The organism is Streptomyces sp. 71268, assembly GCF_029392895.1.
Taxonomy (GTDB): Bacteria; Actinomycetota; Actinomycetes; order Streptomycetales; family Streptomycetaceae; genus Streptomyces.
In genome coordinates, this window is the sequence record NZ_CP114200.1 from 4,992,998 (window position 1) to 5,016,901 (window position 23,904).

General features: G+C 71.9%; 18 protein-coding genes and 1 pseudogene. 8 read left to right on the plus strand and 11 right to left on the minus strand.

Translation table 11 applies throughout. The features are described from left to right. The first annotated feature begins 289 nt into the window (after positions 1-289). The gene (locus OYE22_RS19715) at positions 290-3,865 is read left to right on the plus strand and encodes a molecular chaperone Hsp90 (protein WP_277324218.1); all 3,576 of its coding nucleotides are present in this window, start codon (positions 290-292) and stop codon (positions 3,863-3,865) included. Between the two features lie 41 nt (positions 3,866-3,906). Here OYE22_RS19715 and OYE22_RS19720 read toward each other — a convergent pair whose 3' ends face one another. Further along, positions 3,907-4,884, minus strand: coding sequence for a WYL domain-containing protein (locus tag OYE22_RS19720; RefSeq protein WP_277321640.1), 978 nt, complete (start codon positions 4,882-4,884; stop codon positions 3,907-3,909). 148 nt (positions 4,885-5,032) lie between these two features. Between OYE22_RS19720 and OYE22_RS19725 the strand changes: the two genes are divergently transcribed. Together OYE22_RS19725 and OYE22_RS19730 are read left to right on the plus strand one after the other, a co-directional pair. Next, complete coding sequence (locus OYE22_RS19725; protein WP_277321641.1) at positions 5,033-5,434, plus strand: RidA family protein; 402 nt, start codon at positions 5,033-5,035, stop codon at positions 5,432-5,434. Between the two features lie 233 nt (positions 5,435-5,667). After that, on the plus strand, positions 5,668-6,441 hold the full coding sequence (locus OYE22_RS19730; RefSeq protein ID WP_277321642.1) for a calcium-binding protein: 774 nt from the start codon (positions 5,668-5,670) through the stop codon (positions 6,439-6,441). A 145-nt stretch (positions 6,442-6,586) separates the two neighbouring features. Here the strand turns inward: OYE22_RS19730 and OYE22_RS19735 are convergent, their stop codons facing one another. Together OYE22_RS19735 and OYE22_RS19740 are read right to left on the minus strand one after the other, a co-directional pair. Further along, a complete protein-coding gene (locus OYE22_RS19735; protein ID WP_277321643.1) occupies positions 6,587-9,049 on the minus strand; it encodes a cation-translocating P-type ATPase in 2,463 nt (820 codons plus the stop codon). Positions 9,050-9,253: 204 nt separating this feature from the next. Next, the gene (locus OYE22_RS19740) at positions 9,254-9,643 is read right to left on the minus strand and encodes a DUF2530 domain-containing protein (protein ID WP_277321644.1); all 390 of its coding nucleotides are present in this window, start codon (positions 9,641-9,643) and stop codon (positions 9,254-9,256) included. Positions 9,644-9,956: 313 nt separating this feature from the next. Here OYE22_RS19740 and OYE22_RS19745 point away from each other — a divergent pair, with 313 nt between their 5' ends. After that, positions 9,957-11,429, plus strand: a complete 1,473-nt coding sequence (locus OYE22_RS19745; protein ID WP_277321645.1) for an NCS2 family permease — start codon at positions 9,957-9,959, stop codon at positions 11,427-11,429. Positions 11,430-11,566: 137 nt separating this feature from the next. Here OYE22_RS19745 and OYE22_RS19750 read toward each other — a convergent pair whose 3' ends face one another. After that, complete coding sequence (locus OYE22_RS19750; RefSeq protein ID WP_277321646.1) at positions 11,567-11,776, minus strand: ribbon-helix-helix protein, CopG family; 210 nt, start codon at positions 11,774-11,776, stop codon at positions 11,567-11,569. 128 nt (positions 11,777-11,904) lie between these two features. On the opposite strand from OYE22_RS19750, the gene OYE22_RS19755 reads away from it, so the two are divergent. From OYE22_RS19755 to thpR, 3 genes and pseudogenes are all read left to right on the plus strand, one after another. Next, complete coding sequence (locus OYE22_RS19755; RefSeq protein ID WP_277321647.1) at positions 11,905-12,369, plus strand: MarR family transcriptional regulator; 465 nt, start codon at positions 11,905-11,907, stop codon at positions 12,367-12,369. A 162-nt stretch (positions 12,370-12,531) separates the two neighbouring features. Beyond that, positions 12,532-13,854, plus strand: a pseudogene (locus OYE22_RS19760) (MFS transporter); the annotation flags it as partial. 568 nt (positions 13,855-14,422) lie between these two features. Continuing rightward, positions 14,423-14,989 carry an RNA 2',3'-cyclic phosphodiesterase gene (gene thpR / locus OYE22_RS19765; protein WP_277321648.1) on the plus strand — a complete coding sequence of 189 codons (567 nt, stop codon included), beginning with the start codon at positions 14,423-14,425 and terminating at the stop codon, positions 14,987-14,989. Positions 14,990-15,214: 225 nt separating this feature from the next. On the opposite strand, the gene OYE22_RS19770 is transcribed toward thpR, so the two are convergent. From OYE22_RS19770 to OYE22_RS19790, 5 genes are all read right to left on the minus strand, one after another. Beyond that, positions 15,215-15,844 carry a hypothetical protein gene (locus tag OYE22_RS19770; RefSeq protein WP_277321649.1) on the minus strand — a complete coding sequence of 210 codons (630 nt, stop codon included), beginning with the start codon at positions 15,842-15,844 and terminating at the stop codon, positions 15,215-15,217. After that, on the minus strand, positions 15,837-18,119 hold the full coding sequence (locus OYE22_RS19775; RefSeq protein WP_277321650.1) for a hypothetical protein: 2,283 nt from the start codon (positions 18,117-18,119) through the stop codon (positions 15,837-15,839). The genes OYE22_RS19770 and OYE22_RS19775 overlap by 8 nt, the downstream gene beginning before the upstream one ends. 73 nt (positions 18,120-18,192) lie before the next feature. Further along, complete coding sequence (locus tag OYE22_RS19780) at positions 18,193-18,636, minus strand: hypothetical protein (protein ID WP_277321651.1); 444 nt, start codon at positions 18,634-18,636, stop codon at positions 18,193-18,195. A gap of 191 nt (positions 18,637-18,827) precedes the next feature. Further along, complete coding sequence (locus OYE22_RS19785) at positions 18,828-19,826, minus strand: aldo/keto reductase (RefSeq protein ID WP_277321652.1); 999 nt, start codon at positions 19,824-19,826, stop codon at positions 18,828-18,830. A gap of 77 nt (positions 19,827-19,903) precedes the next feature. Beyond that, positions 19,904-20,533, minus strand: a complete 630-nt coding sequence (locus tag OYE22_RS19790; protein WP_277321654.1) for a Uma2 family endonuclease — start codon at positions 20,531-20,533, stop codon at positions 19,904-19,906. A gap of 195 nt (positions 20,534-20,728) precedes the next feature. Between OYE22_RS19790 and OYE22_RS19795 the strand changes: the two genes are divergently transcribed. Next, positions 20,729-21,775 (plus strand): hypothetical protein, encoded by a 1,047-nt coding sequence (locus tag OYE22_RS19795; protein ID WP_277321655.1) that lies wholly within the window; start codon positions 20,729-20,731, stop codon positions 21,773-21,775. Between the two features lie 99 nt (positions 21,776-21,874). Here the strand turns inward: OYE22_RS19795 and OYE22_RS19800 are convergent, their stop codons facing one another. Together OYE22_RS19800 and serC are read right to left on the minus strand one after the other, a co-directional pair. Then, entirely contained in the window at positions 21,875-22,384 is a 510-nt protein-coding gene (locus OYE22_RS19800; protein WP_277321656.1) for a PPOX class F420-dependent oxidoreductase, read from the minus strand. Positions 22,385-22,539: 155 nt separating this feature from the next. Further along, positions 22,540-23,658, minus strand: a complete 1,119-nt coding sequence (serC, locus tag OYE22_RS19805) for a phosphoserine transaminase (protein ID WP_277321657.1) — start codon at positions 23,656-23,658, stop codon at positions 22,540-22,542. Between the last annotated feature and the right edge of the window lie 246 nt (positions 23,659-23,904).

Sequence of the window (23,904 nt, forward strand, 5' to 3'; positions counted from 1 at the left end):
CCCGGCCCAGGCCCCGGCGTGCGCCGGGCCCGGCCCAGGCGTCGGACCACGCCCCCGCGCCGGGCCTTCCCCCGGCCTGGGCCGCCCCTCCCCAGCCAGGCCGCCGTTGCCCGTCGCCACTCCGTCGCCACCTGCGGGGTTCGCCCGGCGGACGGGGGGAGTCGGGGAGTGCGGCGGGATGGCGGTACGTTCACCGCAGACGTTCACCGCCGGCATGCCGTACGCACCGCGCGTGCGGAGGGCCGACGGACCGGCACAGGGGAGACGACAGGTGAGCAGCAGCACGGCGATGGTGCGCGGCGCGACGGGGGACGCGGACCCGTTCGGTACCGGGCGGCTGCGGCGCGGCGTCCTGGACGCGTGGGCCGCCTCGCCCGCCCGCTTCCGCGAGGACGCCAACGCCGAGGAGGACCTCGCGCTCGGCGGCTACCGCGACCGCCTCATCATCGAACTCGCCCAGAACGCCGCCGACGCCGCGGCCCGCGCCAAGGTGCCCGGGCGGCTGCGGCTGACCCTGCACGAGAGCGGTCAGCCCGACCAGACGGCCGGGGCGCGCGCGGACGGCGACGGCACGGGCCAGGCGGTGCTGGCCGCCGCCAACAACGGTGTCCCGCTCGACGCCGCCGGCGCCGAGTCGCTGTCCACGCTCCGCGCCTCCGCCAAGCGCGACGAAGCCCCGACCGGCGACGCCGGCGGCCCGGAGGCCGGGTTGGCCGTCGGCCGGTTCGGCGTCGGCTTCGCCGCGGTCCTCGCGGTCAGCGACGAGCCCGCCATCGTGAGCCGTACGGGCGGTGTCCGCTGGTCGCTGGCCGAGGCACGCGAGCTGGCCCAGCGGGCGGCCGAGGAGAGCCCGGGCCTGGCGGACGAGCTGCGCCGGCGCGAGGGCCACGTGCCGCTGCTGCGGCTGCCGCTGCCCGCCGAGGGCAGCGCGCCCGACGGCTACGACACGGTCGTGGTGCTGCCGCTGCGCGACGGCGCCGCCGAGGACCTGGCCCGCCGCCTGCTCGACGCGGTCGACGCGTCGCTGCTGCTCACCCTCCCCGGCCTCGCCGAGGTCGTCGTGGAGACCCCGGAGGGCGTCCGCACGCTGCGCCGCCGCCAGGACGGCCCGTACGTGGTCATCGAGGACAGCGCGCACGAGAGCGGCGCCACTCGCTGGCGCGTCGCCCGCGACGGCGGCCCGCTCACCCCCGACCTGCTCGCCGACCGCCCGGTCGAGGAGCGGCTGCGCCCCGTGTGGTCGGTGACCTGGGCGGTGCCGGTGGACGCCGAGGGCGCGCCGGTGCGCGTCGGCGGCGGGCCCGCCCTGCCCGACCTCGGGGTGGTCCCCGGGGACGGCGGCGGCCAGGGCGCCGGGCGGGCCGCGCGTGGCGGCGCCGCGCCGGTCGTGCACGCGCCGACCCCCACCGACGAACCGCTTGGGCTGCCCGCGCTGCTCATCGCCTCCTTCCCGCTGGAGCCCACCCGCCGCCGGGTCGCGCCCGGGCCGCTCACCGACTTCCTGCTGGCCCGCGCCGCCGACGCGTACGCCACGTTGCTCGGCGACTGGCACCCGGTGACGGTCGGCACGCTCGACCTGGTGCCCGAGCCGCTCGGCAAGGGCGAGTTGGACGGCACGCTGCGCCGCCTGGTCCTCGACCGGCTGCCCCGGGTCGCGTTCCTGCCGAGCGCGGCCACCGCGTACGGGCCGGCCGAGGGCGCCGGGGCGGACGCCGAGGCCGTGACCGCGCCCGACCCCGCCGACCCGTACGCCGAACCAGCCGTCGCCGACGCGCCGGGCGTGCTGCGGCCGGTGGAGGCGGAGGTGCTGGAGGGGGCCGGCGCCGAGACCGTGCGGGTGCTCGCCGAACTCTTCCCGCACCTGCTGCCGGCCGGCCTTGAGCGGCGGGCCGAGCTGCGCGCGCTCGACGTGGGTCGGGTGCGGCTCGGCGAGATGATCGAGCGCCTCGCGGGCGCCGAGCGCCGGCCCGCCTGGTGGCGGCGGCTCTACGACGCGCTGACCGGCACCGACCCGGAGCTGCTCAGCGGCCTGCCGGTGCCGCTGGCCGGCGCGCCGCTGGGCGGCGGGGCCGGCTGGCGGGGCGAGGCGAGCGGCGCGGTCCGTACGACGATCGGCCCCCGCCAGGTGCTGCTGCCGCTGCCCGACGGCGCCGACCAGGGCCCCGCACCGGACGCCGACACGAATACCGATGCCGAGAGCGCCGCCGCGCGGCAGCACCGCACGCTGGCCAGGCTCGGCCTCAAGGTCGCCCACCCCGACGCCGTCCACCCGCTCCTGGAGAAGCTGGGCGCCACCCCGGCCACGCCGCGCGCCGTGCTGACCACGCCGCAGGTGCGGGCCGCGGTCGCCGGTTCGCTGGACGCGGCCGACGACGACTTCGACCCCTTCCTGGACGAGGACGCGCCGGGCGGCCCGCTGGACGGCGAGGCGCTGGCCGACACGGTGCTCGCGCTGGTGCGCGACGCCCGGCTGGCCCCCGGTGACGAGCCGTGGCTGGCCGCCCTCGCGCTGCCCGACGAGGACGGCGAACCGGCGCTCGCCGGCGACCTGGTGGTGCCCGGCAGCGACTTCGAACGCGTCATCCGGCCGGGCGAACTGGCCACCTGTGACCCGGAGTTGGTCGAGCGGTGGGGCGAGGAGACGCTCGCGGCCGTGGGCGTGCTCGCCGGCTTCACGCTGGTGCGCGCCACCGACGTGGTGCTCGACCCGGACGAGCTGGAACCACGGGACGGCGACTACCCCGAGCCCGACGACGTGGGCGTGCTCGACGCCGTGGACGTGTGGTGCGAGGACCTGCTCGACGGCCTGGAGCCCACGCCGGTACCCCCGGTGGCCACCGAGATCGTGGCCGTGCGCGACCTGGACCTGGTGGACGACGACGCATGGCCGCTCGCGCTGGCCATGCTCTCCCAGCCGCCGCTGCGCGACGCGCTCACCACCCCGGTGCGGGTGCTGCTGCCCGGCGGCACCACCGAGACGGTGCGCCCGTACACGGCGTGGTGGCTGCGCGGCCACCCGGTGCTCGACGGCCGGCGCCCGGCCGGGCTGCGGGCCGCCGGCGGCGACCCGCTGCTCGCGGGCCTGTACGAGGCGGCCGACACCGCCGACGTCGACACCCAGGTGCTGCGCGCGCTCGGGGTGCGCACCACGGTGCGGGCCCTGCTCGACGAGCCGGGCGGAGCCGCCGAACTGCTGGCCCGGCTCGCCGACGAGGACAGCGAGGTCGGCCCGGCCCAACTCCGCGGCCTGTACGGGGCGCTGGCCCAGCTCGCCCCGGAGGAGGTCACCCTCCCGGATGAACTGCGCGCGGTGACGTACGGGCACGGCGAGGACGGGGACGAGGACGCGGAGGAGTACGCGGACGAGTACGCCGTGGAGGTGGTGGACGCGGCGGACGCGCTGGTCGCCGACGCGCCGGACCTGATGGTGCTCGCCATGGCCGAGGCGCGACCCCTGCTGCCGGTCCCGCCGGCCCGCGCCGCCGAGCTGGCCGAACTGCTCCAGGTGCGCCGGCTGAGCGAGGCGTACCCGGCCCCGGTGCTCTCGCACGGCGAGCCGCACGAGGTCGCCGACGCGGTCCGCGAACTGCTGCCGGGCGCCCCGCTGTCCTACGTGGAGCACGAGGAGTTGCTGGTCGAGCTGCGGGCCGCGGACGGCTCGGGCGCGCGCCAGGTGGAGCTGGACTGGCGGTACGTGGACGGCACGCTGCACGCGGCCACGGTCGAGGGCGTGGCGGCTGGCCTGTGCTGGGCCGCCGGCCAGTGGGAGCGCCGCTTCGAGGTCGCCGCCCTCATCGAAGACCCGACCCGCACCGAGGAGTTGGCCCGCTCCCGCTGGTTCGACGGCGCGCCGGGCACCGCCTGACGGGCGGGGGCAGGGGCGGGAGCGGGAGGTCGGCGGGCTGCTCAGGGGGCGTCGTCGTAGCGGCTGGCGAGCGCGGCGGCGCGCCGGTGTAGCGAGGCGCGCAACGACCGGGGGCCGACGGCCTCCCCGTCCGCGCCCAGCTCCCACAGCGCCCACTCGGCGTGCCGCGCGTCCTGGAAGGTGACCTCAAGGCGCGCCCAGCCGTCCGCGTCGGGCTCCAGGGCGCGCACGGCCAGCGCGGTGTGCACCAACTCCTCCCGCCGCGCGGGGCGCACCCGTATCAGCGCGGTGACGTGGTGCTCGCCGTCGAAGCGGAACCGCGCGGAGCGCTCCCGCCAGATCCGGTCCAGGTCGACCGTCTCCGGCCGCTCCGCCGGTTCGGCGAGCTCCTCGGCCGCCGCGATCCGGGAGAGCCGGTACGTACGGTCGGCGCCGGCCCGGGTGGCCAGCAGGTAGCCCCGGTCGCGCACGGTGACCAGGCCGATCGGGTCCACCGTGCGCCACCGGGGCGGCTGGTCCGTGGCCGCGTAGTGGATGCGCAGCTTGCGCCCGGCCAGCACCGCGCGCCGGACCTCGGCCAGCGCGGCGGCGGGCACCTGGTCGGTGGCCGACCGCCGGGCGAGCAGGTCGGTCTCCGGGTCGACGAGCAGCCGCCGGGCGGCGTCGCTCGCGCCCGCCCGGTGGTCGGCGGGCAGCGCGTCGACCACCTTCCGCATGGCCGAGGCGAGCGCCGCGCCGAGGCCGAACGCCCGCTCCCCACGGGCCGATCCGGCGGTCAGCAGGGCCAGCGCCTCGTCGTGGTTGAGCCCGGTCAGCTCGGTCCGGAAGCCGGGCAGCAGCGCGAACCCGCCGTGCCGGCCGCGCTCGGCGTAGACCGGCACGCCGGCGGCGGACAGCGCCTCGATGTCGCGCAGCACGGTACGGGTGGACACCTCAAGCTCGCGGGCGAGCGTGTCCGCGGTCAGCCGACCGCGCTGGCGCAGCAGGAGGACGAGAGAGACCAGCCGGTCAGCACGCATGCGCAGCACTGTAAGCCGATACGTGACAGAGGGTGTCGTGATATGCCGCGAGGCTCTTCCCGCGACGCCAGGACACCACCAGGTCGGAACGGCGGCTGCCGAGCCGACGGGCGCGCGGACCCACCCACCATCAACGAACGGAGCTGACATGGCAGTGGAGCGAACGGCGATCAACCCGGTGACGTGGTCGAAGGAGCTGGGGTTCAACCAGGGCGAGCTCGTCTCCGGGCACACCCGGACCCTGTACGTCTCGGGCCAGACCGCGATGAGCAGGGAGGGGAAGCCCCAGCACGAGGGGGACATGGCGGCGCAGTTGGCGCTGAGCGTGGACAACCTGGAGGCCGTGCTCGGCGAGGCCGACATGACGCTCGCCCACCTCGTGCGGCTCAACGTCCACACGACCGACGTCGACCTGCTCTTCCAGCACTACGGCGTGCTGGCGGCCCGGCTGGCCGCGGCCAAGGTGGCGCCGACCACCACCATGCTGGGGGTGGTGCGACTGGCTGTGCCCGGCCAGTTGGTCGAGCTCGAGGGGACGGCCGTCGCCTGACGCCGGCCGCCGGTGGACGGCGTGATGCTCCGGGGCCGGCGCGGCCGATGGGGCTGGGCTGACGGGCTGGACTGACGGGTCTGGCGGGCCTGACGGGGCGTATGTGACGTGGCCCAACTCGTGGGGCTCCGGAAACAGTTGTGAATGACGGGTGAAATACGTACAGTCGCTCCCGTCGGACTCCGTCATCTCATCAGAGGGGATGGAGCCCTTTTCATCGTATGGGGGGATTTATGCGCAAGAGCGCATCTCTGGCCGTGCTCGCCGTCACCAGCGCCACCGTGCTGAGTGGTCTGACCGCCACGGCGGCACACGCGGACGGCTACGGCGACACCAAGATCACCAAGGTGGTCGTCAACGGCGGCAAGAACGTCGTCGTCGGCACGAGTGGCGCCAAGACCTTCACGGTCGCTGTCACGGCGCAGGACAACTCGGGCATCCAGGGTGCCAAGATCGACATTCTGGGCCCGTCGTCCGGCTTCTTCCAGCCGACCAAGGCCGTCAAGTGCGTCGCCGCCACCAACAAGAAGGTCAGCACCTGCACCGCGACCTTCAAGATCGACCCGCGCGTGGACCTGTACACCAACGCGCTGGCCGGCACCTGGTACGTGGACGCCTGGGTGGACGCCAAGGACGACGACTTCTTCACCTCGGACAAGGCCGGCTCCTTCCGGCTCCAGCGGGAGGGGAAGCTGACGGTCAACGCCTCGCCCGAGCCCGTCAAGAAGGGCAAGACGCTCACGGTCACGGGCAAGCTGACCCGCGCTCACTGGGACGTCTTCGGCGACAACAAGTGGGTCAACCACGGCAACCAGTCGGCCAAGCTGGAGTTCCGCAAGAAGGGCGCCAAGACCTTCTCGACGGTCAAGACCGTCAAGGGCAACAAGAACGGCGACTACAAGACCACGGTCAAGGCGTCGGTGGACGGTGACTGGCGCTGGAACTTCGCCGGCTACAGCACCCACGCGGCCGTCGCCTCCGGTGTGGACTTCGTCGACGTGAAGTGATGTGACGTGACGCTGTCGTGAGGCAGCGGCACCCGGCGCGCGTCGCCGGAAACGGGTCGGGCCCGCGCCACCATCTGGCGCGGGCCCGCTCGCGTTCCACGTCCGCCGTCGTCGGCGCCCGAGCGCCCGGGCGCGCTGGCTCGCGCTAGGCCGGGAAGCGCCGGCCCACCCAGCGCCAGGCCACCTCAAGCAGGAGCGAGGCGGCCACCGCGATGCCCACCGCCGCCCACGGCATCGACGTGCCGACCAGCTTGAGCGCGAAGAAGTCCTGCAACCACGGTGTGACGATCACGATCACGAAGCCGAGCGCCATCGTCAGCACGAGCCCGATCCGCCACCAGGTGTACGGCCGCGCGATGATCGCCAGCACCCACATCGAGATCAGGAACAGCGTCAGCGTCGCCGCGCTGGTCTCCGCGTCCCGCGCGCCCTCGCCCGTGTAGTGGCTCCGGGCGATCAGGTACGTGGCGAAGGTGGCGACGGCCGCGATGACGCCCGCGGGGATCGCGTACCGCATCACCCGGCGCACGAAGTTCGGCCGCGCCCGCTCCTTGTTGGGGGCCAGCGCCAGGAAGAACGCCGGTACGCCGATCGTCAGCGTGGACAGCAGCGTCAGGTGCCGGGGCAGGAACGGGTACGAGACCTGCGAGCAGACCACGAGCAGCGCCAGCAGCACCGAGTACACGGTCTTGACCAGGAACAGGTTGGCGACCCGCTCGATGTTGCCGATCACCCGCCGGCCCTCGGCGACCACCGAGGGCAGCGTCGAGAAGCTGTTGTTGAGCAGCACGATCTGGGCGACGGCGCGGGTGGCCTCGGAGCCGGAGCCCATCGAGACGCCGATGTCCGCGTCCTTGAGCGCCAGCACGTCGTTGACGCCGTCACCGGTCATCGCCACGGTGTGACCGCGCGACTGGAGCGCGCCCACCATGTCCCGCTTCTGCTGCGGGGTGACCCGCCCGAAGACCGCGCCGTCCTCAAGCGCGGTGGCCATCGCCTCGCGGTCGGCGGGCAACTGGCGGGCGTCCACCGTGTGCTCGGCGCCCGGCAGCCCGAGCTTGCCGGCCACGGCGCCGACCGAGACGGCGTTGTCGCCCGAGATGACCTTGGCCGCGACGTTCTGCTCCGCGAAGTACCGCAGCGTGTCCGCCGCGTCCGGGCGCAGCCGCTGTTCGAGGACGACCAGCGCGACCGGGCGCACGCCCTCGGCCACCCGCTCGTCGTCCAGCTCGCGGTCCGTACGGGCCAGCAGCAGCACCCGCAGGCCCTGCGTGTTCAGGTCCTCGATCTCGCCGAGCACCGGGTCGCCGGCCGGCAGCAGCACGTCCGGGGCGCCAAGCAACCAGCCGCTGGCCTGCCCGGGCGGCTCGGTCAGGGCCGCGCCGCTGTACTTGCGGGCGGAGGAGAAGGGCAGCGCGGCCGTGCACTCCCAGTCGGCCGGCTCCGGGTACGCGTCGATGATCGCCTGGAGGCTGGCGTTGGGCCGTGGGTCTGAGGCGCCGAGCGCGCCGAGCACCTGCCCCACGTAAGCCTCGTCCGGCGCGGCGCCCTCGCCCCCGCCGGCCGGTTCGCCCGCGCCCAGCAGCCGCACCTCGGTGACGTCCATGCCGCCCTCGGTGAGGGTGCCGGTCTTGTCCAGGCACACCACGTCCACCCGGGCCAGGCCCTCGATCGCGGGCAGCTCCTGCACCAGGCACTGCTTGCGGCCCAGCCGGATGACGCCGATCGCGAAGGCGACCGAGGTCAGCAGCACCAGGCCCTCGGGCACCATCGGCACGATCCCGCCGACCATCCGGCGCACGGCCTCGCGCCAGTCGTTGTTCTCCACCACGCTCTGGCTGATGACCAGGCCGATCGCGGTGGGAACCATCATCCAGGTCACGTACTTGAGGATCTGGCTGATGCCGCTGCGCAGTTCGGAGTGGACCAGCGTGAACCGCGACGCCTCCTCGGCGAGCTGCGCCGCGTACGCCTCCCGGCCGACCTTGGTGGCCGTGAACGCGCCGCCACCGGCCACCACGAAGGACCCGGACATCACCTGGTCGCCCGGCCGCTTGAGCACCGGGTCGGCCTCGCCGGTCAGCAGCGACTCGTCGATCTCCAGGCCGTCGGCCTCCACGACCTCGCCGTCGACCACGCACTTGTCGCCGGGCCCCAGCTCCACCAGGTCGCCGAGGACGATCTCGCCGACCGGGATCTCGGCGGCGACCCCGTCGCGCCGCACGGTCGGCTTGGCCTCGCCGATGACGGCCAGACTGTCCAGCGTCTTCTTGGCGCGCAGCTCCTGGATGATGCCGATCGCGGTGTTGGCGACGATCACGAAGCCGAACAGCGCGTCCTGGATCGGCGCCACGACCAGCATGATGGCGAAGAGGATGCCGATGATGGCGTTGAAGCGCGTGAAGACGTTGGCGCGGATGATGTCCGGCGTGGAGCGCGAGGAGCGCACGGGGACGTCGTTGACCTCGCCCCGGCTCACCCGCTCCGCCGCCTCGGCCGTGCTCAGCCCGGGGTGGCCGGGCCGACGTGCTGCCGCGTCGGTGAGTGCGGAGGCCGCGCCGCCGTCCGGGTCAGGTTCGTCGACTGCGGTCTCAGCCCGATACGTCATGACACGAAGGTACGGGGGGAAGACAACGGCCACCCCTTGAATACGCACCAAAGCGGCGTGGGAGTTCTCTCAACTCCGCCGGCAACCTCCGGGGCCGCTGTTGCGTCGCCCCCACCCGCGCTCCACGGCGTCCCGGCACCGCTGGCCACCCCGCCCCGCGTGCCCCCGCCGCTCGACCGCCGACCCGCGCCAGCCGGCGTGCCGCTACGCCGTGGCGCCGGCCTCACCCGAGGGCCGCGCCACGGCGGTGGCCTCGGCGTCCCCCGGCGTACCGCCGGCCGCCGCGTCGTCCGCGCCCGCCCCGCCGGCCGCCGCGTCGCGCGCCGGCGTAGTGGCAGCGGCTTCGGCCTCGGCCGCGTGGCGTCGGATGGCCTCGTCGCGCTTGCGCACGTACCAGATGCCGATCAGGCCGAGCCCGGCGCCGGCCAGGCAGGTCCACAGCCACCACAGGTGGTCGTGGTCGTCGAACCAGTTGTAGAAGGGGAGCTGGGCGAGGAAGAGGACGAACCACACGATCGTGCCACCGGTGATCGTGGCGACGACGTTGCCCTCCAGGGGCTCGGGCGCCTCGTGCAGGGGGGTCCACTTCTTCATGGTCCAAGCGTAGTCCGTCCGCGCGGTCGACCAGCGGGGTGGGCGCCGCTCGACAGGCCGGGAGCTATATCGGTCTACGCGCGGAGATAGCAATCTTTCTCTTGTTTGTTCATACTGCAACGGTCCAGTTCCGTCTGGACTTATTCGTAGGAACATCCCAATGCGGGCGCGAACGTGCCGGCGGCGCACGCCGCCGACCCGCGTCGACCGACGGACGGCCCGCCCGTCCCCGCCGCCCGCCCCGTCCCCGGCTCCACCCCGTCCCACCCCCCATCCCCGCCTTCCCTCAAGGCCCGTACGACTGAGGTCCCGCATGTCCCCCTCGGCCAGCGCAGCGGTCAACGACCCGCAGCCGCCCCCGCCCCCACCCGAGTCGCGGAACGCCGTCGACCGGTTCTTCAAGATCACGCAGCGGGGTTCGTCCGTCGGCCGCGAGGTACGCGGCGGCCTGGCGACCTTCTTCGCGATGGCGTACATCATCGTGCTCAACCCGATCATTCTCGGAGCGGGCCACGACAAGTACGAGAACTACCTCGACAACGGGCAGCTCGTCACGGCCACCGCGCTGATGGCCGGGCTCACCACGCTGCTGATGGGCGTCATCGGCAACGTGCCCATCGCCATCGCCGCGGGCCTGGGCATCAACGCCGTCGTCTCGCTCCAGCTCGCGCCGAAGATGAGCTGGCCGGACGCGATGGGCATGGTCGTGCTGGCCGGCCTGGTGCTGATGCTCCTGGTCGCCTCCGGACTGCGGCAGCGCGTCATGGACGCCATCCCCGGCGGGCTGCGGCGCGCCATCGCGATCGGCATCGGCCTGTTCATCTCGCTGATCGGCCTGGTCGACTCCGGCTTCGTCACCCGCAACCCGGACAAGGCCCACACCAGCGTCCCGCTCGGCCTCGGCACCGGGGGACAGCTCCAGGGCTGGCCGGTGCTGGTCTTCGTGATCGGCCTCGCGCTCACGTTCATCCTGGTCGTGCGCAAGACGCGCGGCGCGATCCTCATCGGCATCACCGTGATGGCCTTCGTCGCCATCATCATCAACGCGCTCGTGACCATCCCGGACGAGAGCTGGGGCCTGGCCGTCCCCGAGGTGCCGGACAAGGTGGTGGACGCCCCCGACTTCGGGCTCATCGGCGAGATCAGCCTCTTCGGCGGCTTCCAGGAGGTGGGCGTCCTCACCGGCTGCCTGTTCGTCTTCACCGTGCTGCTGTCGGGCTTCTTCGACGCGATGGGCACCATCATCGGCGTCGGCGAGGAGGCCGGGCTCACCGACGAGAAGGGCCAGCTGCCCGGGATGGGCCGCATCCTGATGGTGGACGGCATCGCGGTGGCGGGCGGCGGCTTCGGCTCCGCGTCGGCCAACACCTGCTTCGTGGAGTCCACCGCCGGCGTGGGCGAGGGCGCGCGCACCGGCCTGGCCAACATCGTGACCGGCGGCCTCTTCCTGCTCGCCCTGGTCTTCACGCCGCTGGCCAAGGTCGTCCCGTCCCAGGCGGCGACGCCCGCGCTGCTCGTCGTCGGCTTCCTGATCATGGCGGCCAACATCAAGGAGATCGACTGGAGCGACGTTACGATCGCCATCCCGGCGTTCCTGACGATGATCGCCATGCCGTTCACGTACAGCATCACCAACGGCATCGGCATCGGCGTGCTGGCGTTCATCCTGCTCCGTGTCGCGACCCAGCGGTTCCGTGAGATCCCCTGGCTGCTCAACGTCGTCGGTGCATGCTTCCTCGTCTACTTCCTGCTCGACCCCATCGAGCAGGCCCTCGGCGTCAAGTAACCCCCGCACCCCCGCACCCCGCCCCGGGCCCCGCCGGCACCACGCCGGCCGGGGCCCGGCGTCGTCTCGTGCGCCCGGGGGCCGACGGTGTGGCGTACGGCCAGGGGGCCGGCGGCGTCGGGTACGCCTGCGGTACGTCAGCGGGCGCGGGCGTCGGACGGGGTGCCGGGCTCGGCGTAGAAGGCCGCCGTCTCGTCCAGGGAGGCGTGGAAGCGTTCGTCGAAGTCCTCCCGGATCAGCGTCCGGACCACGTACTCCTGGACGCTCATGCCTCGTTTGGCGGCATGCTGTCGCATCCGGTCCAGCAACGCCCCGTCGATCCGCAGGCTGAGCACCTTTGATCCCATGCGGGACAGCGTTGCCGGCAGGGCGGTGCCGTTCGTTCACTTTATGGCGCGAGATCACTCGTATGGGTGATTCGTACGGGAAACGCTTTCGGGTTTTGTTAGGCAGCGTAATGAGTTACGCTAACTACATGCCTGACTTGACCGGCGACGACGCTGCCGCCGTGAACTCACTGCGATCCGCCGTGATGCGCCTCTCCCGACGTCTCAAGCACCAGCCGCTCGTCTCCGAGGGCGGGCGCGGTGGGCGGGTGGACGAGTCGCTCAGCCCGACCGAGATGTCGGTGCTCGGGACCCTCGCGCGCTGCGGCTCGGCCACGCCGGGCGAGCTGGCCCGCAAGGAACACGTACAGCCACCGTCGATGACCCGCATCGTGGCCCTGCTCGAAGCCAAGAGTCTGGTCAGGCTGGAGCCACACCCGGAAGACCGCCGGCAGAAGGTCGTCACGCAGACGGAGCGGGCCGAGGCGATGCTTGAGGAGAGCCGCCGCAGGCGCAACGCCTGGCTGGCCGACCTGGCCGGGCAGCTCGACGAGGACGAGTGGGCCACGCTGCGCGCCGCCGCGCCCGTCCTGGAGAAGCTCGCCCACCTGTGACGCCGCCCCGGCGTGCGGCCCACCCGCGCGCCGGGCACCCGCCACCGGCCCACCCTCGGGCCACCCCGACCCTCAGGACCCCACGACGACCGAACCACCCGAGCCGACCCGGGAGGCCGCCCCAGCGGCGGCCTTCCCGCACCGAAAGGAGGCGAAGCCGCTTTGAGTACGGGATCCGGAGCAGACTCCGCACCCGCACCAAAACCGTCTACACCAACCGACTCTCCGCCGACCCGTGGCACGATGTTCAGCTCGCTGAAGATCCGCAACTACCGGCTCTTCGCCAGCGGCGCCGTCATATCCAACACCGGCACCTGGATGTCCCGCATCACGCAGGACTGGCTCGTGCTCGGCCTCACCGGCTCCGCCACCGCCGTCGGCATCACCACAGCCCTCCAGTTCCTCCCGATGCTGCTGTTCGGCCTGTACGGCGGCGTCATCGCCGACCGCTACTCCAAGCGCGGCATCCTGATGTTCACGCAGACCGCGCTCGGCCTGTGCGGGCTCGCGCTCGCCGCGCTCACCCTGAGCGGCCACGTCCAGGTCTGGCACGTCTACCTGATCGCCTTCCTGCTCGGCATGGTCACCGTGGTGGACACCCCGGCCCGGCAGGCGTTCGTCATGGAGATGGTCGGCCCGAACGACCTGCGCAACGCCGTCAGCCTCAACTCCGCCAACTTCCAGTCCGCCCGCCTCGTCGGCCCCGCCGTGGCCGGCGTCCTGATCACCGCCGTGGGCAGCGGCTGGGCATTCCTGCTCAACGGGCTCTCCTTCACCGCCCCGCTGATCGGCCTGCTGATGATGCGCACCGCCGAACTGCACTCCGTGGACCGCGCGCCACGCGGCAAGGGCCAGTTGCGCGAGGGCCTGCGGTACGTCGCCGGCCGGCCCGAACTGATCTGGCCCATCGTGCTCGTCGGCTTCATCGGCACCTTCGGCTTCAACTTCCCCATCTGGCTCACCGCCTTCGCCGACGACGTCTTCCACGCCGGCCCCGGCACGTACGGCCTGCTGAACACGTTGATGGCCACGGGCTCGCTGACCGGCGCCCTGCTCGCCGCCCGGCGCGGTACGTCGCGGCTGCGCATGATGGTCGGCGCGGCGCTGCTGTTCGGCCTGCTGGAGATCGTCGCCGCGCTCACGCCCTCGTTCTGGGCCTTCGCCGCGCTGATGGTGCCGATCGGCGTCTTCGGCCTGACGTTCAACGTCACCGCCAACTCCAGCGTCCAGCTCGCGACCGACCCGTCGATGCGGGGCCGTGTCATGAGCCTGTACATGATGGTCTTCGTCGGCGGCACGCCGATCGGCGGCCCGCTCGTCGGCTGGGCCACCGACACCTACGGCGCCCGCGCCGGCTTCATCGCCGGCGGCGTGATCTCCGCCCTCGCGGCCGTCACGGTCGGCCTGGTCCTCATGCGCGTCGGCGGCTTCCGCCTCCGCCTCGACCTGCGCCACGGCCAACGCGCGGTGCGGCTGGTGCCGCGCGCCGGAGCGGTGGCTCCGGCGGAGGCGGGCGCGGGGCGTGTGGGGACGGGTACGGGTACGAGTTCGGGTACGGGCGCCGCGCTCGCGGCGGAGCCCGGGCCGGTGGGGCCGGGGCCGGCGGGGTCCGCGGACGCCGCGGGGCCTGGTGCGCCCTCCGCCACGGAGGACGGCGCCTCGCCGGGCGATGGTGCCGGGCTGGGCGATGGCGCCGGGCCGGGCGACGGTACTCGCCCCGGCGCTGGTGCTCGCCCCGGCGATGGTGCCTCGCGCGGTCGCCGTACGAGGCAGCCGCTGGCGAAGACGGTGTAGCCGGCGCCCGACGTGGTCGGCCGGCCGACCGACCGGGCCCGAGTGAGGAGAAGCCGGTCGGCCCGAGTGAGGAGAAGCCGGCCGGCCTGTGCGGGAGGAAGCTGGCCGGCCTGTGCGGAAGGAAGCCGGCCGGCCTGAGTGGGGAGAAGCCGGTCGGCCCGGGAGCTGGCCGGCCCCGGGAGGCCGGGCGTCGGGGGAGGGGGCGTCCGGTGACCGGTCCGAGGGCCGGGTGGCGGGGGCCGTGGGTGACACTGAGCGGATGAGACTCTTCGCAGCCGTGCTGCCACCCGAGGCGGCCACCGCGGAACTGGCCTCGGCCGTCGCCCCGTTGCACGACCTGCCCGGCGCGGACCGGCTGACCTGGACCGCCCGCGCGAACTGGCACTTCACCCTCGCCTTCTACGGCGACGTGGACCCCGACACCCTGCCCGAGCTGTACACCCGCCTAGGCCGCGCCGCGCACCGCAACGGCGACTTCCAGCTCCGCTTCCAGGGCGCCGGCACCTTCGGCGGCCGGGCCCTGTGGGCCGGCGCGTCCAGCGGCCTGCCCCCGATGCGCCGGCTGGCCGACTCGGCGTCGGCGGCGGCCCGCCGCGCCGGGATCGAGATGGCCGAGCACCGCGCCTACACCCCGCACCTCACCCTGGCCCGCGACCGCACCGGCGCCGCCGACCTACCCCGCTACGCCGCCGCCCTCGCCGACTTCGAGGGCCACCCATGGCGCGCCGCCCACCTCAGCCTGGTCCGCAGCAACCTCCCCGACCAGGGCATCCCCGGCGCCCAGCCCCGCTACGAGACGCTGACGTCCTGGCCACTGGGCGCGTGAGCGAGGCCCCGGCGCGCGGCGACCGCGACCCGACCCCGGGTCGGTCACCGCACCGCCGGACGCTCGGGCTAACCTCGGAGGGTGGACCCGAAAATGAGAAGCTTGATCGTGAGCGGCACGTTCATCCTGCTGCTTGTGGTGGTGGCGGTGGCGGCGTTCGTGGGCTGATGCCCACTGGTGACGACGCCCTTGCCCGCCCTCCTGGGCTGATTCCGGCGTGGGCCGCTAAGGCCAGTGGATCTTGACGGGGCCTTCGGGGAGCTTGTCGGCGTTGGGGCAGTTGAGTGGGCCCCGGGCCAGCCCGCGAGCCACGGCCCCTGTGAATAGGGTTAGCTCTTTGTCACCCTTGACGGGCTTAGCGCGCTCGTATTCTTCCGCGTCGTCCTGCGTAGACATCGACGTGTCCGTACGAACGAGTATGCGGTCGGTAGAGCGCTGAATGGTGCACGGCACGTACAGCGAGACAACGTGGTTGGGTGCCATGTAGCCATAAGCCCCTCCTAGGGAGACCGGAACGCCTTTCTTCTGGACCCGGTCACGAGGGTAAACATTTCCGGGATTGTTGATGTATGAAAAGGTTGCTCGCTCGCCTCCCGCCGTCACTCTGCAGTCTCCGTAATAGGTGCCGAGGTGGGAGCTTTCCTCTCTGAATCTCTCACCCTTTTTTGGGAGAGCCTCCCTAAGGGCGTCGCTAGAGATCGCTTCGTCGCAGACTTTCTGTGGTATCGCGATGGTGTCTTCGGCAGGTGAGAACGCCCACCAAGCTCCGGCGCCAACGAGGAGTGTAAAGGTGACTGATAACACCAGGCCGACTGGGGACTTGAGAGCCTTGGGTAGGCTAGGTTTGTTAGGCATTACGGGAATTTCCGTCCCTGAAGCTGGCGTAAGCCGCCGAGTACACGTCCCCTGCTACTGCGAACCCCGGTGCCCCCGGAGCCGTTGAGACGCCTTCTTGCCGGGCGGCGTTGACGAAAGCTCGCTTGGCTGCTTCTGCGGTTTCCTTGGCTTCTTCTTCCAGGTAATTTTCACTGTTCCTCTCAATTTCTGCGACCGCGTCAGCGCCATCCTTCGTGTAGTGCTTGACTACCGCTTCGCGGATATCTTCAGTGATCCATGATGCCGCGTCGCCTGCTACGGGAATGTGGTTCGCCGCCATGTCCGTGATGCGGCCAATCCACTTGTCGCCGAGTTCCACATTTTTGTTGTACTCATCGATCTTTTTGACACTGTCGTCGGCCGCCGCGATAGCCTCGGCTCTTCCCTCAGCCATGCAGCCTGCGACGATTCCGCCAGGCCGCGTGGCGCGCTGGGAGACTTCCGAGAGTGATTGGGCTCCCGGGTCGGCCACGCCCACTCGGATCGCTTCAGTAGTGACCGCTTGTTGTGCGTTGGCCATAGCCCCGTACGCTTTGGGATCTTCTGCGGTGGCTCGTAGGAACTGCTTGAGCGCGTTGTCCTGCACATTGGAGAGGTCTGCCACGGCTCCCGCATGCTTGAAGTACACCTCGGCTCCGCCCTCTCCCGAAAAGTCCCGCTGGATGTCATACATGTACTCCGCCGACATGTTTCCCAGATTGGGGGCGATCACCGCGAGGTTCCCGTCGTGCTTGATCAAGTCAGGGTTACTCCCGAACTCCTGGACCACCTTCTCGAAGACATCCGCTTGACCCGTTGTATGTGGCCGCGACGGCCCGTCGTCCCCGTACGGCCGCCCCGAGGTGGCGGATTCCAGGGCGTGGCCCAGGGCCTGCTTGGACGGGAGAGTGCTGTCGTCGTCGGGGTGGGTGGTGCCACTGAGTTTGTCGGAGGGCCATACGCGGCCGTCGTCCTCGCTGGTGAAGAATTCCAGGTTGCTGAGCTTTTTCAGGTCGCTGTCGCCGCCGCCGGTGGAGCCGTTGAAGAAGGCGGTGGATGCGTCGGGGCTGTTCGCGAGTCCCTCCAGGAGGCCGGTCATCGGGTCCCAGCCGGGGCTCTTCTTGTCGGAGAGGCTGAGGGCCAGATCCAGGTCGCCGTGGTAGGAGTCGGGCGTCGGCCAGCCCGCGTTCTTACGCTCGTAGACGACCATGTCCTCGGCGATGGGCTTGAGGAAGCTCTTGTCGTAGTTGCCGTTCCGCAGCAGGGACGCCAGGGCCTGGTAGCCGAGGGGTTCGGCGTGGTGGACGCCGAGATCCAGCGGCTTCGTACCCACCTTCTTCAGCTCATTGACCCACGCCCTGCCCAGATACGTGCGGTCCTCGCGGAAGGACGTATGGGGATTGTCCTTGCCGGTGGGTGGATCGGTTGCCGTGGCCAGGGCCAGGCCCATGTCTTCCTGGATGCTCTTCGCCAGCTCCAGGCGCGCACTGTCGTCGCCCGTTGACGCGTCTACCGCCAACTGCGCCTGGAAACGCAGGGCTTCTTTGGGGCCCATCTCGCGGTAGAACTCAACCGCGAATTCCGCGTCCTTGGAGTTGCTCTGCATGAGCCGTTGGAACTCGGCCAGTTCCGTGTTGCTCAGTTCCTTGCCGTCCATGTGCAGGTCCAGGCTCTTCTTGGCGAGTTGGACGGTGCGCTCGCGTTGGGCGTCGTCCAGGGTGTCGTACTTCGCGTGGCCGAAGTCGTGGCTGTCACCGCCGTGAATCCTGCCCAGGGCGCGGCTCACCGAGTCGTCGATCTCGTTGGCCTGTACGAGGAGGTGGTTGATCTGCTCTTCCAGCGCCTTGAGGTATTCCACCTGGTCCGGCTTGAGCTTGGTCTTCTCGCCGGACCTGTCCACGTACGTGCAGGTGACGGTCGAGCCGGGGCCGCCCGACACCAGGATGCTGTGCTTCTTGGCATCCACGTCCACGGCCTTCTTCAGGGCCTTCTGGACCGCCGTCAGGTCCTGGTGGGCGTCACGCAGCATGCTCCAGATGCTTTTGGCCTGGGCGTGCGCGTCGCGGAACTCGGCGGCGGTGGTGCGGACGAAGGGGCGGGTGACGCCAGCGTTCACCCCCTCCCAACGGGCCGCGTCGGACTGGCGCACCATGCCGTCCGAGGCGTCGGTGGCCAGTGTGGCGAGTTGGTCCACCATTTCCTTCCAGTCCTCGGCCGCCGAACCGAGGCTGGATAAGGAGACCTGGTAGAGGTCGTCGTACGTCAGCCCTGCCATGCCACGGTCACCTCACGCGTTTCCGTTGTCGTCACTGTCCTCGTGTCCATGCCCGTACGCCGTTCCGCCCGGCTCAGCGGTAGTACTGGGCTATTTCCGAGGCCGTCATCGCGCTGCCGTCGCGGTGCGACATGGTGGCGGCGATCTCCTTGTCCTCGCGCGTGTGGGACTTCTTCGAGAAGTCGAGGTGGTTCGAGATGTGCGCGCACGACTGGAGCAGCGTCTTGACCTGGTCGTCCCAGATCGCCGACATCGTGGTGAGGGCCTCGCCCAGCGTGAAGTTGTGCGAGGTCAGGGTGGCGGCCGCCTTGGCGGTCGAACCCTCGCCCGCCGCCCCGCGGGCGATGTCGCCGGCCTTCTTGAGCCGGCCGTGCAGCAGGAACGCCTCGTGGCCGACCCTGCCCAGGTCCTCCTGGTGGACGACCAGTCGGTCGGCGTCGCCGCCACCCGCGCTGTTGAGCCGCGTTCGGGTGGCCGCCTCGCTGCGGATCTGGCCCCATTCCTCCTGGAACGACATGCTTCCCCCACTTCCCCCGGGTCCCGTAACTCTCGTACGTAGCAGCGTAGTTACCGTCAGGGACGGTAGCAGGGTGAGGGTGACGAACGGTGTACTCGGGGTCACGGTGCGGGAGGGTGTGTCACGGCGTGAAGCGGGGCGGGCCTGAGCGGTCGAACGCTCGGACCCGCCCCGTCACGCGGTGCGGCCGATCACCAGGCGAAGGACTCCGGCGCCGGGCCCGGGCCCGGGAAGATCTCGTCGAGGCCGGTCAGCACCTCGTCGCTCAGGTCGAGCTCGACCGCCCGCAGCGCCGAAGCGAGCTGCTCCGCCGTGCGCGGGCCGACGATCGGGCCGGTGACGCCGGGCCGGGTGAGCAGCCAGGCCAGGGCCGCCTCGCCGGGCTCGATGCCGTGCTGGGCCAACAGGTCCTCGTACGCCTGCACGCGCTGGCGCACCGCCGGGTCGGCGAGGGTCGTGGCGGCCCGGCCGGAGGCGGTGCGGCCGACGGTGCCCTCCCGCTCCTTGCGGATCGCGCCGCCGAGCAGCCCGCCGTGCAGCGGCGACCACGGGATGACGCCGAGGCCGTAGTCCCGCGCGGCCGGGATGACCTCCATCTCGGCGGTGCGCTCGGCCAGGTTGTACAGGCACTGCTCGCTGACCAGGCCGAGCGCACCGCGCCGCCGCGCCGCCTCGTTGGCCTTGGCGATGTGCCAGCCCGCGTGGTTGGACGAACCGGCGTAGAGGATCTTGCCCTGCTGGATGAGGACGTCGACGGCCTGCCAGATCTCCTCCCACGGCGTCGCGCGGTCGACGTGGTGGAACTGGTACAGGTCGATGTAGTCGGTGCGCAGCCGCCGCAGGCTGGCTTCTACCGACCTGCGGATGTTCAGGGCCGACAGCTTGTCGTGGTTGGGCCAGGGCTCGCCGTCGTCGAGGGCCATGTTGGCGTACGCCTTGGTGGCGAGGACGACCTTGTCGCGGCGCTCGCCACCCTGGGCGAACCAGGACCCGATGATCTCCTCCGTACGCCCCTTGTTGGCGCCCCAGCCGTAGGCGTTGGCGGTGTCGAAGAAGTTGATGCCCGCGTCGAGCGAGGCGTCCATGATCGCGTGGCTGTCCGCCTCGTCGGTCTGCGGACCGAAGTTCATGGTGCCGAGCACCAGGCGGCTGACCTTGAGACCGGTGTGTCCGAGCTGCGTGTACTTCATGGAGCCCAAGCCAACGCCTTGGAGCGGACTCCAAGCAAGAGCACCACTCGCCCCACCCGCCCCTCACGCGGCCCGGGCTACTCGGCGTCCGGCGCGGCCCCCGCGCCGCCGCGCTGGCGCGGGTCGATCGCGGTCAGGTCGATCTCGACCGGGAAGGGCACGGCGACCTTGAGCTGTTCGCGGTAGATGCCGGTCACCGCGTACGTACGCCGGGCGGGTTCGAGTTCGAAGACGTAGACGACGGGCAGTCCGCGGGCCTCCTCCACCCGCCAGAAGTGCGGGATGCCGGCCGCGGCGTACTTCAGCGGCTTGGACTCGCGGTCCCGGGCCTCGGAGTCGGCGGAGACGACCTCGATGGCCAGGACCACGTCGGCGGGCTGGAAGGCCGTCTGGGCCAGGCCGGTGAAGGCGTCGCCGCGGACCACCATCACGTCCGGTTCCGGGCGGTTGCGCGCGTCGATGGCGATGGTCATTTCCCGGAAGGTCATGAGGTCGGGCGGCGCGCTGCGTGCGAGCCGGTTCTCCAGCAGTCGCATGGTCAGCGTGTGGAAGGCCGTCTGCGGACTCACGAAAACAAGGCTCCCGTCAATCAGCTCCGTGTGCGGAGGCAGGTTGGGAAGCCGGTCCAGATCGTCGGCGGTGTACCCGCCCACGGGCGGGCGGGGCCACTCGGGCTGTGGCGTGACGGGCATGATCGGTGCTCCCATGATCGGGATTCTTGCCGACCCTTTCAGCGTACCCAGGACGCTCGTCGCGCCTTCCGTCGTACGGGTGGTTTGGTCACCCAGGGTTGACCAAAGGGTGGGTCCGGCCGCCCCGGGCTGGACCGGCGGCGCCCGACCCGTACGGGGACTTCGCACGCGCGCCGCGGGCCCGCGCGCGGGGATGGCAGGCTTACGCCCATGGGTTCGCTTGCTCGCGTCGTCACCTGCGCCTTCGCCGCCGTCTTGGTGGCGCTCCCCGCCGCCCCGTTGGGGTCGGCCCCCGCCGCGTCCGCGTCCGCCGCGAGCGGCGGCGACCGGCCGTCGTCGTTCACGATCCAGGACGAGCGGATCACCGAGTCCAGCGGCCTCGCCGCGAGCCGGGCGCACCCCGGCGTGTACTGGACGCACAACGACAGCGACGACGGCCCGTACGTGTACGCCGTGGACGGCGAGACGGGCCGTACGGTCGCCACCGTGACGCTGCGTGGCGTCGGTGACCCGCGCGACGTGGAGGCGATCTCGGTCGGGCCCGACGGCCAGGTCTACGTGGCGGACATCGGCGACAACATGGGCGGCACCTGGCCCAAGGTGTGGATCTACGCGTTCCCCGAGCCGAAGCGGCTCGCGGACACCACGGTGACGGCCAAGCAGTACACGGTGCAGTACGCGGACGGCCCACGGGACGCCGAGGCGATGATGGTGCACCCGAAGACGGGCCGGGTCTACATCGTCAGCAAGCGCGAGGAGGGCGGCGGGCTCTACGCCGGGCCCGCCAGGCTCTCGACCACCGGCGTCAACCGCTTCGAGCGGGTGGGCGACGTGGACGTGTGGGCGACCGACGGCGCGTTCTCGCCCGACGGCGCGCACCTGGTGCTGCGCGGTTACTTCGAGTCGACCCTGTTCGACTGGCGCGACGGCAAGCCGAAGAAGATCGCCGAGCCACAGATGCCGATCCAGCGGCAGGGCGAGTCGGTGACGTACACCCTGGACGGCGGCACGCTGATGTACGGCACCGAGGGCGAGCACAGCCGGGTCTCGGCGGTGCACCTCGATGACGATCAGGTCTCGCCGAAGGTGCGCCGCGAGCGGGGGAAGGACGGCGGGGCCGACGGCGGGAAGGGTTCGCTGGCGGACGGCGACGCGGACGGTGACGGCGACTCCGGCAACTACTACCTCGTCGCCGTCCTCCTCGTGGTCTGCGCCGCCCTCGGCATGGCCGTCCGCCGGCTGTTCGGCCGTAGGTGACCCGTCCGGTTCCGACCGACCGGCCGCAGACGTGGTGCCGCTCGGCCGGCCGCAGTCACAGGGTCGCTATCGCTGTCGCCGTCGGCCTTACGGCCGCCGTCAGGCCGGGTCGCCGTGGGGCGCCCCGTCGGGGCCCGTGTGTTCGGCGCCGCCGTCCGTCGGCTGCCGCAGCCGCAGTTCGTAGTGGAGCGTGCGGACCCGCTTCGCCCGGTGCAGCAGCGGCACCAGGACGCCGTGGGTGAGCGGGTACTTGCGGGCCAGCAGGCGGGCCGCGCGCGCGTTCTCCGGGCTGTCCGGGTCGAGCAGCCGGGCGTGGGCGGGGGTGGCCGGGGCGGTCGGGACGCCCCGGGTGGTGGAGGGGGCGAGGGTCACCCGGGGGTCGTGGCGCAGCCGCCGCACCTTCCAGGCCGTGCCGTAGGTACGGACGTACGCGTGGTCGCCGTCCACGGCGATGTGCACCGGCGTGCCGACCGGCGTTCCGTCCCGCTTGTACGTGGTGAGCAGCACGGTCTTCTGCCGGACGTACGGCGCGAGCCCGGGGCCTGGCGGGTCGGGGCGCCGGCCGGGCGGTCGGGGGAGAGGGGCATACGGTCCATGAAGGCACGGCACGGCGCGCGCGTCCCCGCCCGACGCGCCGCACGCGCCCCGTCCGCCGACGACACGCGCCCCGGAAGCCCGCAGGGCGGTACGCGTGAGCCCCGCTCGGCGGCGGTGCCGGGCGGGGCTCACGGGTGGACAGCGGTGGCGGGTGGGCCCGCCGGGGGTCAGAGCTTCTCGATGACGTGGTCCACGCAGGCCGTCAGGGCCTCGACGTCCGCGGGGTCCACGGACGGGAACATGGCGATGCGGAGCTGGTTGCGGCCCAGCTTGCGGTAGGGCTCGGTGTCCACGATCCCGTTGGCCCGCAGCACCTTGGCGACAGCGGCGGCGTCGACGCTGTCGGCGAAGTCGATGGTGCCGACGACCTGGGAGCGCTGCGCCGGCTCGGCGACGAACGGCGACGCGTACGAGGACTTCTCCGCCCACCCGTACAGGCGGGACGAGGAGTCGGCGGTGCGCCGCACGGCCCAGTCGAGGCCGCCCTGCCCGTTGATCCAGTCGAGCTGGTCGGCGAGGAGGAAGAGGGTGGCGAGCGCCGGGGTGTTGTACGTCTGGTTCTTGAGCGAGTTGTCGATCGCGGTCGGCAGCGAGAAGAACTCGGGCACGTACCGCCCCGAGCCGTGCACGCGCGCGGCGCGCTCCAGGGCGGCGGGCGAGAACGCCGCCAGCCACAGGCCGCCGTCCGCCGCGAACGACTTCTGCGGCGCGAAGTAGTAGACGTCGGTCTCGGTGATGTCGACGGGCAGGCCACCGGCGCCGGAGGTCGCGTCCACCAGGACGAGCGCTCCGTCGTCGGCCCCGGCGACCCGGCGCAGCGGCGCTGCCACACCGGTCGAGGTCTCGTTGTGGGTGAGGGCGTAGACGTCCACGCCCTCCTCGGCGACCGGCTCCGGGTGGGTGCCGGGGTCCGAGCTGATCACGGTGGGCTCGCCCAGCCACGGGGCGAGCTTGGCGGCCTTGGCGAACTTCGACGAGAACTCGCCGAAGGTCAGGTGCTGCGAGGTGCGCTCGATCAGGCCGTGGGTCGCGATGTCCCAGAAGGCGGTGGTGCCGCCGTTGCCCAGGATGACCTCGTACCCGTCGGGCAGCGAGAAGAGTTCGCGCACGCCTGCGCGGACCCGGCCCACCAGGTCCTTGACCGGCGGCTGCCGGTGTGAGGTGCCCAGCAGCGAGGTGCCGGTGGCGGCCAGGGCGCTGAGCGCCTCCGTGCGCACCTTGGAGGGGCCCGAGCCGAAGCGTCCGTCGGCGGGCTTGATGTCAGCAGGAATCTGGATCTCAGCCACGGGCGAAGCCTAATCCGTTACGTCGAACGTGCTAGAGGGCGGTCCACCGTATGAGACCAGGTGAGCACCGTTCGCGATCAGAGGTGACCGGATACGGGCCGGATCAGGCTGAATATGCCCCTGGAATGGCGTCGGTTTTCGGGCGCACTGGCGGACGCCGGCGCCAGGCCCGTACGGGGCGGACGCGGGCCGGGGGGCGAACCCCGGCCCGCGCCGCCCGCGCGCCCGTGTCGTGCCGGTCCGTGT

What these genes read in the sequence shown, in the direction of transcription:
- OYE22_RS19775 (WP_277321650.1), bottom strand. Translation starts at nt 18,119, where the DNA reads ATGGCAGGGCTGACGTACGACGACCTCTACCAGGTCTCCTTATCCAGC.
- OYE22_RS19735 (WP_277321643.1), bottom strand. Translation starts at nt 9,049, where the DNA reads ATGACGTATCGGGCTGAGACCGCAGTCGACGAACCTGACCCGGACGGC.
- OYE22_RS19795 (WP_277321655.1), top strand. Translation starts at nt 20,729, where the DNA reads ATGGGTTCGCTTGCTCGCGTCGTCACCTGCGCCTTCGCCGCCGTCTTG.
- OYE22_RS19770 (WP_277321649.1), bottom strand. Translation starts at nt 15,844, where the DNA reads ATGCCTAACAAACCTAGCCTACCCAAGGCTCTCAAGTCCCCAGTCGGC.
- OYE22_RS19780 (WP_277321651.1), bottom strand. Translation starts at nt 18,636, where the DNA reads ATGTCGTTCCAGGAGGAATGGGGCCAGATCCGCAGCGAGGCGGCCACC.
- OYE22_RS19720 (WP_277321640.1), bottom strand. Translation starts at nt 4,884, where the DNA reads ATGCGTGCTGACCGGCTGGTCTCTCTCGTCCTCCTGCTGCGCCAGCGC.
- OYE22_RS19740 (WP_277321644.1), bottom strand. Translation starts at nt 9,643, where the DNA reads ATGAAGAAGTGGACCCCCCTGCACGAGGCGCCCGAGCCCCTGGAGGGC.
- OYE22_RS19755 (WP_277321647.1), top strand. Translation starts at nt 11,905, where the DNA reads ATGCCTGACTTGACCGGCGACGACGCTGCCGCCGTGAACTCACTGCGA.
- OYE22_RS19750 (WP_277321646.1), bottom strand. Translation starts at nt 11,776, where the DNA reads ATGGGATCAAAGGTGCTCAGCCTGCGGATCGACGGGGCGTTGCTGGAC.
- OYE22_RS19715 (WP_277324218.1), top strand. Translation starts at nt 290, where the DNA reads ATGGTGCGCGGCGCGACGGGGGACGCGGACCCGTTCGGTACCGGGCGG.
- OYE22_RS19785 (WP_277321652.1), bottom strand. Translation starts at nt 19,826, where the DNA reads ATGAAGTACACGCAGCTCGGACACACCGGTCTCAAGGTCAGCCGCCTG.
- thpR (WP_277321648.1), top strand. Translation starts at nt 14,423, where the DNA reads ATGAGACTCTTCGCAGCCGTGCTGCCACCCGAGGCGGCCACCGCGGAA.
- OYE22_RS19730 (WP_277321642.1), top strand. Translation starts at nt 5,668, where the DNA reads ATGCGCAAGAGCGCATCTCTGGCCGTGCTCGCCGTCACCAGCGCCACC.
- OYE22_RS19745 (WP_277321645.1), top strand. Translation starts at nt 9,957, where the DNA reads ATGTCCCCCTCGGCCAGCGCAGCGGTCAACGACCCGCAGCCGCCCCCG.
- OYE22_RS19725 (WP_277321641.1), top strand. Translation starts at nt 5,033, where the DNA reads ATGGCAGTGGAGCGAACGGCGATCAACCCGGTGACGTGGTCGAAGGAG.
- OYE22_RS19790 (WP_277321654.1), bottom strand. Translation starts at nt 20,533, where the DNA reads ATGGGAGCACCGATCATGCCCGTCACGCCACAGCCCGAGTGGCCCCGC.